The 11346-nt window shown below is 44.1% G+C and carries 8 protein-coding genes; 1 reads left to right on the plus strand and 7 read right to left on the minus strand.

Translation table 11 applies throughout. The annotated features are described in order from the left end of the window. Positions 1–3: 3 nt before the first annotated feature. From A5295_RS01005 to A5295_RS01035, 7 genes are all read right to left on the minus strand, one after another. Positions 4–1260 carry an ABC transporter ATP-binding protein gene (locus A5295_RS01005; RefSeq protein WP_064621480.1) on the minus strand — a complete coding sequence of 419 codons (1257 nt, stop codon included), beginning with the start codon at positions 1258–1260 and terminating at the stop codon, positions 4–6. Then, positions 1260–2105, minus strand: coding sequence for an ABC transporter permease (locus A5295_RS01010; RefSeq protein WP_064621481.1), 846 nt, complete (start codon positions 2103–2105; stop codon positions 1260–1262). Before A5295_RS01010 ends, A5295_RS01005 begins: the two co-directional genes overlap by 1 nt. A 23-nt stretch (positions 2106–2128) precedes the next feature. Beyond that, positions 2129–3379, minus strand: a complete 1251-nt coding sequence (locus A5295_RS01015) for an acyltransferase (RefSeq protein ID WP_064621482.1) — start codon at positions 3377–3379, stop codon at positions 2129–2131. 82 nt (positions 3380–3461) lie between these two features. Further along, positions 3462–5765: a hypothetical protein gene (locus A5295_RS01020; RefSeq protein ID WP_064621483.1), complete on the minus strand. Its 2304-nt coding sequence runs from the start codon at positions 5763–5765 to the stop codon at positions 3462–3464. Positions 5766–5849: 84 nt separating this feature from the next. Next, positions 5850–7004 carry a phosphorylcholine transferase LicD gene (locus tag A5295_RS01025; protein ID WP_064621484.1) on the minus strand — a complete coding sequence of 385 codons (1155 nt, stop codon included), beginning with the start codon at positions 7002–7004 and terminating at the stop codon, positions 5850–5852. A gap of 100 nt (positions 7005–7104) precedes the next feature. Beyond that, the gene (locus tag A5295_RS01030) at positions 7105–8043 is read right to left on the minus strand and encodes a DMT family transporter (protein WP_064621485.1); all 939 of its coding nucleotides are present in this window, start codon (positions 8041–8043) and stop codon (positions 7105–7107) included. Positions 8044–8046: 3 nt separating this feature from the next. Next, positions 8047–9906: a phosphotransferase gene (locus A5295_RS01035; protein ID WP_064621486.1), complete on the minus strand. Its 1860-nt coding sequence runs from the start codon at positions 9904–9906 to the stop codon at positions 8047–8049. Between the two features lie 218 nt (positions 9907–10124). On the opposite strand from A5295_RS01035, the gene A5295_RS01040 reads away from it, so the two are divergent. Beyond that, positions 10125–11330, plus strand: a complete 1206-nt coding sequence (locus A5295_RS01040) for a pyridoxal phosphate-dependent aminotransferase (RefSeq protein WP_064621487.1) — start codon at positions 10125–10127, stop codon at positions 11328–11330. Positions 11331–11346 lie beyond the last annotated feature (16 nt).

The following is an 11346-nucleotide window of genomic DNA, read 5'->3' on the forward strand; positions in this document are numbered from 1 at the left end:
AAGCTAGCATTTATAATGCTTTAAGCAAGTAAAAGTCATTGCATTGTCATTTAAGAGCGCATACTCACGGTTTCGACTATCTCTTACAGCAAACATGCATGAATTACTGTCGTTAGTAAACGCAACCATATCTGTTAATTCAGGATCAGTTTTGCTTCTAGTACGAAGAGAGGCAACAAGCTTAAATTCGCCATTATTTAAGATTTTAAGAGGCACTTCAAATTCAACTTTTTGTCTTCCTGTTCCTTCGAGCTCAATTTTATCTGCTCCAGAATCATACGTGATTCCCCCACGTTTTATGTCGTGCATTGCTACAGCTATAAAATATTTTCCAGGCTCATTGAATTCATATTCAATAGCAAAACGGAATTTTTCTTTACAATTAAGCAACTGCTTACTCAAAGGAACAATGCGCATAAATGGCACTCGCTCATTCAAGCCAACAGCATAACTATCTTCACTTTCTCCGCCATTTTGGCTAGAAAGATTTTCTAGAGTGTAACGATTTGCAACATCGTCTTTATCTCCGTTAACAATCACTTCGCCATTCTTAATAAGAACAGCTTTATTGCAATAACGCTTTACTGCGTTCATATCGTGCGTAACAAGAATAACTGTTTTGTTAGCATCTTTTTTGACTTTTGCAAAATATTCATCGCATTTTCTTTGAAAAGCTTCATCTCCAACTGCAAGAACTTCATCAAGTACTAGAATATCTCCCTGAGCTTGAATTGCAACTGAAAATGCAAGACGCACTTGCATACCAGAAGAGTAGTTTTTAAGTTTTTGATCCATAAACTCTTCAAGTTCTGCAAAATGCACTATATCGTCATACATGTTTTCAATTTGCGAGCGCGTAAAACCTAATAGTGCTCCATTTAAAAACACGTTTTCGCGACCGGTTAGTTCTGGGTTGAAGCCTACGCCAAGCTCAATGAATGGCACGAGTTTTCCGTTGACGTGTATGCGTCCGGAGTCTGGTACGTAGATTCCAGAGATGAGTTTGAGTAGGGTTGATTTGCCACTTCCGTTGCGTCCTACGATGCCGAAGAAGTCGCCTTTGCGTACTTCAAAGTTGATATCACGCAGAACGTGCTGTTCTTTGTAGCCTTTGATACCACGCGTCCAATTAATAAACGCCTGTTTCAAACCGCTTGCTTGCTCAGTTGGTAGCTTAAAGTATTTGCCTACGTGTTCTACTGAAAGTACGACTGGTTGCAACTCTTCTTTTTCAGTATTTGTCAACTCAATCTCGCTCATTACATCACCTCAGCAAACTTACGATTGCAGTTGCGGAACACTGCGACGCCGAGCACACACAAGATTACGGTTAATACTACCGGAACCATCATCAGCAAAAGAGACCCTACTAAATTCCACACAGTAGGCTGAGTAAGAGGTGCTACAAGATTGTGGCGCAAATCTTGAATACATTGTGCAATAGGGTTAAGTAACTGCACTTTTGCAATAACCGTTCCCCATCTTCCTAAAGAATTATTACCAATCACCATGCTTAGAGGGTAAATAATTGGCATTGCGTAAAACAACACTTGTTGAACAACATCCCACAAGTGCGCAATGTCGCGAAAATACACGTACATAGTTGCTAGCAGCAGCGTTACGCCTAATGCTAATGCGTACAACTGTATACAATTCAAAGGAACTAATAGCACCCACCACGTAAATTGCACGCCTGAGCAGATGGCGAAAATGATTACTACCACAAGATTTATTGCAAAACTGATTAACGCGCCAACAGTTGCCGAAACCACCACAATATAGTTAGGAAAATGGATTTTACGCAGCAAATCTCCACGGTCTACCACCGCACGTAAACCAATCGAAGTAGCCTCGCCAAAGAACTGCCATGCGCTAATGCCAAGCAAAAGCACAACTGGATAGGTGGGCGTGCCATCCGACATTCGCAAAAACTTTGCAAACACTGCATACATTACGCAAAACAGCATAAGCGGTCGCAAAACCGACCACGCAACTCCCAAGAAAGACCCTTGGTAGCGCAATTTGAAATCAGTTTTCACCAGCTCCTTAAGAACCACCCACGAATAGTGGTATCTTGCGCGCAACTTATCTACAATGTTTTTCACAAGATATATAGTTTACCAGTTACTTACTCCATTTTGGATTGCGGATCCGTTTTGTGCACAGAACATACGCAATTGGCGACATGCTCCAAAGTTAGCGCAATTCGGTTGGAAATTGGTTTGATAACGAGATCTATTACAACTGCAACAACTGAAAGTGCTGCGTACGTACAAATTAAAGTAATTGCGTAAAGTAGCACTATGAGTGCGCTTGAGGAAGTTGTAGGAAGCATCCACGCCACGAACGTCCACAACGCTATGAAAATAAACATGTGCTCGTGAAGAAGGTACACTCCGAAAGTTGCTTTGGAAACGCGCAAAATTACAGTTCTTGCTAGTCCTTTAATTCGCAACATATTTATTCGGTGTACGAGAATGAAAATACACATTGCAATAATCATTGGCAGTATTCCAATGCCGCCGTGGACCTGCTGATCCCACGTAAGAACTCGCACAAACTTATTTCCGGACGAAGCAACATAGTCGAAAGCGAGCATAAGAACAGTAGATATTGCTATGCACGCACAAAGTCGCTTCGTAGTAAGTTTTTTTATTCCGCTACCGTACTGCGCAATAAAAGCTCCGGCTAAATATCCAAAAATTGCGTAAATAATATCGTTCCAAGTATAATTTTTGCCAAAATATAGCGGAATAAGTGAGATTGACGCAAGAAGTACCAGCAGCATAGCATGATTGCGCTGAGTCATGTGACTTATAAGAATGTTGATAAAAGGCATGAACATGAGCATGATTAAGTACGCGCTCATGAACCAATAGCTTCGGTAAGTAAATGGCGTCACATTCCACAACAGCGTGTAGACAAGTTCTTTTCCGTGAAGTAAGTTGCTCAAATTTTCCGGAAGTAAGCCAAAGCAGTCTGCTACGAAGGTTACTGCCAGCACGATAATGCAGTAGAAGAACATTTGCGCCCACGCTGCAAAAACGCGTCGGTAGCGGAAGGTTTTGCGACATAAAAAGTAGCCGGAAATAATAAAGAAGGTTGAGACACCAACTTGACCGTATTGTACGACTAAGAATTTAAGTGCTGAACGCAAGCCTGGAGCCGGCAAAAGTTCCATATTGAAACTGTGCGCACGAATGTTCAAATGTATGATCATGTGGCAGACCACAATCATAAGCATTGCAATAATTCGCAAGACTTCAACTTGCAGGTCTTTTTGCGTGCCATTTTGCAGGTCTTTGCTCGATTGTAATACCGCTTGAGCTTGTGCAGAACACGCTACTTTTTGCGCTGATTGTTTCTGTTCTACTACCATATTTTCTTCTTCAAAATTTTCTTCTTCAAATTATCTGAATTGTAATTTACTAATAGTAACCAAATTGCAACTGATTCGTCTGTTACGTAAGTGGCGAGAACCAGGATTCGATACTTCTGTATATACTCGGCCTAGTGCCTTGAAGGTCTGAGTATCGTCCGTTGGCAAGGAGGTTTAAGGAACACAAGCCCACGCTGGAAATCACCAGAATAATCAAAACTTTGTGCATTAACTTAAAGTTGGCTTTAGAAGGCGACTCCTCGCCTGTTTCGTTGACGCAACCAGAAGGAACGTCAACCGTGCGCGCGCAAGACGAGACTTTGTCTACAAGACTTGCAATCACCATAATTGCACACAACGCTAGCAGCCAGCCAAAATCACTAAAGTACCTGCTGGAAATTCCTACTACTTCCGCGTCTAATACCATAAGCAGTATCGACAATGTTAAGCCGAGCGTAAAGAATCCAGCAAGCTGCTTTTTGCGTAATTGTTGCTTTACTACCGGGTACAGTACTACGGCTGCGCATACAGGAGAGTAAGCGAGTAGGCCGCCAAAGAATGGCTCCATAATGATTTGCCCGTGGAACATTGACGGCAGCACGGATTGTTCCATAAACGGAAAAACTGGCGTAATAGTAATCGGCTGGAACAGGTACATCCATACTCCCCATGGGATTCGCGCCCAAGAGTAGGAGCGGTGAACCATGTCAAAACCGGTGAGATTGTAGGTTGCACCAAAATCGAGTGGAGAACCGAAACGCGCGTAGTTGTACCAGCAGGCGGCTAAGCCTATAAGAATCATTGGTGCGATTACGCATATAGTATTGATTACGCTGCTTCGTTTGAAGGCAAAAAATAGACGGTACTTTACGATTTCTTCCTTAAAAATTACGAAAGCAAACAGTGACGCCAGAATAAATTGCGGTCTACACCATAGGTTTAGTGCAATACATACTGCTCCCAGAATGAGTAGTGACTTCCGTAAGTACGGGGTTTCAGAAAGAGCATCTTGAGTAGTTCGCGCCTGTAGCCACAATCCCAGTCCTAAGCAGGTGAAACACAATGATGACAGCATAGGAAGCGAGTAGATTTGCGGCAGATACGCCTGAATTAGCACTCCACTGGACATGAGCATAACGAGATGCGACAGCACAAGGAAGCCGAAGGATCGCTTTGGGAAGAAGCGTCGAAGTAATTGCACCACAAGATAGATAGAAGCAATTGCGAAAGCGACAGCAAAGAAGGCGACGGCGTAATCTGTGCGCAAATCGTGGCCGGTAAGTACTTTGAACGGCACAAAAAGTAACAGTGCAGGAAGTGCGCCGAAGTAAGTAAAGTAGTGGCTTCCGTGGAACGCATAATCCCAGTAAGTTGGTTGACCAGTTTTTATCGACATGGCGTAGCGCGCGCCTGCATCGTAAGGGTTGCTCATATTCGGCAGCCAGTCAGGAACCGGCAGATCCAAGTACAGGTGACCTTTGAGCAGGCTGTTGGCGAGATGATTGTATTGGTTGGCGTCACATATAAAGCCGCCGTTATTACATACCCCCGCTGTAAACATGTGTTGAGTACCAGTAACTTTCGTTACTCCAATAAGTATTGCGCACTGCACTAGCACTAACGCAACGAGCCACAACTGCTGCTTACGCACGCGCAAATCAAGCGCTTCTTTGTAAATGCGCGAACGAGGAGCCAACACGTATATCGCGTAAGCAATCACCAACAACATCACGACGCGAACAAGCGAAATATGCAACGGTCTACGCTGGTTCAACGCAAAGTTAGCAATTGTAAAAGAATCGCCTTTCTGAAGCTTCGTGCTCAAACGCAAACCCACAACTTTATCAACCGCATGCACGCGCACATACTTCGTATCGTTCACATTCGACGTAACCGGCTGAGACGCAACTTGAATATAAGAAGCACTGTTGCCACCATCCAACACATACACAGCAATATCGAGTGTGCGAGTATGAGGCGAACGCGTATCGACGTAAATGTTATTTATTTGAGAAGGCTGAGCGTAATGCAATTGTATGTATTGATCGTTTTTGCCGGTAACTGTATACACGTCGCCGTGACGCGTCAAACCTGCACCGGTTGAAACTCTCTGAACAGGAGTTGGATTGAATCCTGACGATTCGATTGCCGGAAAGTTGAACCATACAAGTTCCAGCAGAAGCACAATAATAAGCGGCATAATTAGCGATATGCGTCGTAAAACAGAACGCATAGCGCGAGCACAATCGCGACTGCACTGTATCGCACTGCTTATTGCACCACTTATTGTGCTACTTACTGCACTACCAACCATCGTTACGTTTCTTTCTGCCGCCACATCATTTACAGCAGTCGCATTACCGTTACTATTGCTCGTATCGCCCATATGCACACCTGTTAATTCCTTCGTACTATTGCCATTCTTAACGTTACTGTTTTGTAGAGTTACCGTTTTGTAGCGTTACATAACTCACTCAAGTCTGCCACAATCGATCGCATACGGATTTGAACGAATATCCTGCTCGATTACATCGTCAGTATGACTGCTATGCAAGGATTCGCAGTCAACATGACGGAAGTGCGTAATAATATCCGATGGCAGCTGATAAATATCACCATACACGCGTTCCAAAATATCTTCCGATAACTGCGGTATAGCAACAGAAAAATCTTCAAAAGTTGCCATTTTTACTGGAAACATTTCGGCACATTGTGCAATATACAAATTCTCAGCATCAACATTATCCAAACCATACACCACGTTGCGCGCGCAAGACTTACTCATCACAAGCCCCTGGTTTACAGCCTTCTTTTGGAAACTCTGAAAAATCTGTTCAATATCAGCAGTGTATTCGCCGCCCCGCTCAACATAACCGCGGTCAAGCCATGTGTTGAAAAAAGTCTGCGAACGCAACTCTTGCTGCAAATCCTTACGCAAAGACACAAAACTCTGCTGCTGTTCAGACGTCAAATCAGGCGCGTAATCGTAGAAGAAAATATCCAAAAAACAAGGATTACTATTATTCGCGTAGCGGAACCGCAACTGACGGCAGCACACGTACGGATCGTACACGAGCACCGCACGGTAGCGCGCGCGCAACGCGGCATCCTCGCGCAACATTGTCAGCAGCTTATCAATATCCTCTCGCATCATACCCAAGTCAACATCGTCATCCCAAGGAATAAACCCACGATGACGCACGCAACCGAGCAGCGTACCAAAATCAGCCCAATACTGAAGATTATGCTGCTGCGCAATCTGCGCAAACTCACTCAGCAGCGACGCGCAACCCCGTTGTATAACGCGCATAGAACCTGTAGCTTTCGGCAAACTAAGGAAGAAACGCTTATGCGCATCCACGCTACTTTCGCCATCTTTCCTATAGTTTGACCAAGCCATAATCGAAGACTGCTCACGATTCGTCAAAATCTCCGTGCGCAACGACTTCTCAACGTTATACTGCCCAACCTCAAGATGAGCGCAGCGAGCGTCGACACATTCTTGCAATCGAGAAATTTGCGTTTGAATAGCACTCAGCTGCTCGCGCACTTCCACAATAGAGCGTTTTGACGAAGGGAGTCTGCCTATTATCCAACTCACTATGCGACGTAACTGCGAAACCATAAGTTCATTACTCCCTCATTATTTAAAAACATACTTGCTATAGCGTACTGCTATAAACTGTTGCCACAATGCAATACAGGTTTATCATACTCCGTTGCAATTATTTTTCGGAAGCCACCACTACCGTCCCCGCAATTATCACCACGCAACAAACCCACGCAATAAGCGGCGGAATTGTTTGAGAAAGTAACGCTGCTGCAATCATGCTCCATACCGCGTACGTAATATTTCCAGCCATAGCGCGCGTCGCACCAACCTGAGCAATACCGCGGTAGTAGCACAAGTAGGAAGCAGCACCAAGTAACGCTATAAATATAGCTAACGCAATAAAGACGGCTGATTGCATAATCTTTACGCTAAAAACCGGCAGTATCGTACACAACGGCACAATGAGTAAGGCGTACGACAGTGCGGAAACAGTTTCGCGCACGTGCAGCATTACTTCGTCGTCCACGCTTTGCTTTCTGGTAGCCCACGCGCAAGTAACGGCTTCACTTCCCCAACCAATAACACTGAAAATAGCCGCAATCAAACCTAAGACTATGCTGCCCGGAGAGAAGACAGTTGCGGTTGAAGATTCCACGCAAGAACAGTAGCCAAGCACTCCTACCGCAATAAGCGTTACAGCAAAAGCACAATATTTCAACGCACTTAAGCGTTCGCGCAACACAATAGAAGACAGTACTATGCCAAAAGCCGGGTACAGTGCGGAAATCGCAGCAGCGTAACCGGCACCAATATTGCTTGCCGCAATAGCGTAACCGGTCATACCAATTGGGCCTCCAAGAAGCGAACTCAACACAATAGGCACAATCAATTTCGTACGTTTGCAAAGAGCAACAGTTTCGCGCAACTTTGAACGACAAGCCATATAAATCCACAATATTACAGCACACACAACGTCGTGAACGCAAGCGCCCACAACTCCCACATACCATACTGCAGAAGGTGTTAAGCCATGAACAGATAACGCAACCAACACCGCAAGCAAAGCAGTATCAAGTCCCCAAAACAGTCCACTTATTAAGGAATATTTCATAAATCACACCTTTGCCACAGAGCCTGCAGACCCGTCACAACCAGCAGATTCAGAGGATTCATCGGATACGGCACCATATTCGCTCGAAGCGCGGTCAACATAACGTTTCGCATAACGGTAATACAAATAACGACAGTCGCCTACAGGCTCCCCCTCAGCCTCTTTTACCAACGACCACAAATACCAACACCACCCCGCAAAACCAACGTACGCCATGCAATGACGACGTTCAGCACAAGTAGGATTGCGCTCAAAATACTCCGCTAGAACCGCGTCAAATTCCTGCTCATTAAGCGCGTCAGACACGCACAACGTACCCAAATCCTGCGCATAATCCGACATCCCCGCATACTCCCAATCAATCAGATGGTAGCGTCCAGCAATATCCACAAGCACATTCGCACCCAATATATCGTTGTGCGCCAAGCAAATTTTTTGACAAGCATCTTTACTCACGCACTCATGCAAACAATCAACCTTATGAAGCAAAGCGTCAGCACCCTCAGGCAACGCAACACGGCGAGCGCACAAATCGCGCAAATAACGCTGAGATTCCTCATAAAAATCGAACCGTCTACTCACCGTAGCGCCACTGTTGTGAAGCTTACGAATCAGACGCATACCTTCGCGCAAATCGCAAGAATCGTGAAAATCAGCGGTACGACAACCTTTCAAAAAATGCGAAATTTTCCAGCCATACTTCGGATCATCCGCAACCAACGTACCGTCCAAACCAAGGTGCTGCGCCGCACGCAAAGCCTCATCCTCAGCCTGGCGATTCACCAACACATCCGTGCCAACCCCCGGATGACGGTACACATACTCGTTAGAACCAACCATAAAATGGCAAGAAAGATTCGTCAAACCATTTTTCAACGGGTAAACGTCGCGAATATCCGACTTTTTGCAACCAAGCACCTTAACAATGCGGTCAAAAACTTCACTGTCAACATTTTCCAAAAACAGCGGATCAAACTCGCGAAGCTCATCTAACGAATCGAACTCGTGAATAATCGGCGGATCGTAGCGGCGCATGCGCATATCAAGCTCATCTAAATGCTCAATCAAAATATCTTCCCACAGCTTGCCAGCAGTCTGCGGCAAATCATATTCCGCACGCAAAATTCGCACAAACTTAGCCGAAAATTCGCTGTCAAAATACACGTGACCAATCATGTACCACGCATCACTGCCACCAATAGTTACCGACGTAATGCGATCGTGCGCACCTACACTCATACACCACTCTTTAGTGCGGCCCCGCTGATATTGCGCAGAATAGTAAGCCTTCCACACGTATGGTTCAAAAGGATTTTCGTCGAAATAATTGTCAGAAGAACAAATATACGTGTTACTTAAAAGGTGAGCAACAGCCATGATTGAACTGTTGTTGTTGCGCTCACGATATTCCTTATTTGGTACGATTTTTACGCAAAAATCGCCTTTAGTAAACTTGTCTTCCAAATAGAAGAAACGTTCCTGCTTGTATCCAACTACTACGCTAATATCGTTAATTCCTGCCGCTTGTAATTGACGAATTTGTCGTTCAATAAGCACTTCGCCGCGCACAGTGAGTAAACCTTTTGGCAATTCGTAAGAAATCGGGGAAAAGCGGGAGGAAAGGCCAGCTGCCATAATCACCGCATTGTGGACGCGATGCGGTTCGAGTGCGGTAAGACCTTTTGATGTAACTTCACCATTAACAACAAACCCATGCTGAATAGCATCGCGTAACGCACTATTTACTGTGCCTAATGAAAGCTTCGTATGCTCAGCTATAGTACGTTGATTACTTCCTGGCAAATGTTGCAATGCTGATATTACAGCAAATTCGTTATGAGTTAATGCTGAATATGCTTCCATAACAGTGTCTCCATGCACTAGTCGAGGTGCATAATGATGACTCTATACATTTTGTTGCATTAGTATAGTATGCACAAAGGYGTTNAAAAATAATTWTTTCTTTTAACATCAGCCGTAATAGTGTTGTACAATTCGCATAATAAGCGTATAAACGAAGCCTATAACCTTTAAAGATTATTCTTATAAAATCAAAACCAACAATCAAAAAGGAGCACAGCATGGCAAAAGTAGCGAAACATGCAATTTCAATACCTCGTTCAGGTATTAGAGATGTATTTGACCGTGTAGAACAAATACCAGACGCTATTTCACTATGCCTAGGAGAACCAGGCGAAACTGCTTCCTCACACATTGTTGAAGCCGCGTGCAACTCATTACGAGAGGGAAAAACAAAATACACAGACGTTTTAGGCATACCAGAATTCCGCGAGGCAGCTGCAAATTATACGAATAGAGTAAAAGGTTTAAACTACAACGCAGACACAGAAATTCAAGCCGTTGACGGCGCTACTATTGGATTATATTTAGCTATTAAATCAGTAATAGATCCGGGAGATGAGGTTATTATTCCATCTCCATACTTCACATCATACGATGCAGAAGTGCTAATGTGCGAAGGAATTCCAGTAACTGTAGCCCTTAAGCCAGAACATGGAATGCATATTAATGCAGCAGAAATACGCAAAGCTATATCGCCACGCACTAAAGCCATCATTATCAATTCTCCATGCAACCCAACCGGTGCTGTAACAACCGCAGAAGAACTCGAAGAAGTTGCAAAATTATGCCAAGAATTTAATCTTTGGGTAATTTCTGACGAAGTCTACCATCCATTCGTATTCGCAAGCAATCCAGAAACTGAACCTTGCGGAAATGCTGTAGCACCATCTATTGCAGCAGCTGAAGGAATGCACGAACGAACCATTATTGTAGAAAGTTTATCGAAAACTTACGCAATGACAGGCTGGAGAATTGGATATATTCTTGCACCAAGCCAAGTTATTGAGCAAACCAGCAAAATTGCAGAAATGATGCATTCTTCTGTAAATTCTACCGCACAATATGGCGGCGTAGCTGCATTAACAGGTCCGCAAGATCACGTGCACGAAATGAGAGAAGAATATCGCGCAAAACGTCAGCTTGTTATAGACGGATTGGCAAATTGCAATGCATTACGTCTTATAGAGCCTCAAGGTGCATTCTACGTTTTTGTTGACGTTCGACCAACTGGTTTAAGTTCAGAAGAATTTAGCAAAAAACTTTTAGATGAAGAAAAAGTTGCTGTTGTGCCAGGAGAAGCCTTTGGTGCAGAAGGAAGCGGATTCGTGCGACTATCTTACGCTGGAAAAGCAGAAGAACTTAAAGAAGGAGTAGCGCGCATAAGCAAATTTGCACTTACGCAACAAGCTTTACATGCTGCATAAAATATTAGTTATTAAT

Source organism: Gardnerella sp. 26-12 (assembly GCF_001660745.1).
Taxonomy (GTDB): domain Bacteria; phylum Actinomycetota; class Actinomycetes; order Actinomycetales; family Bifidobacteriaceae; genus Bifidobacterium; species Bifidobacterium swidsinskii.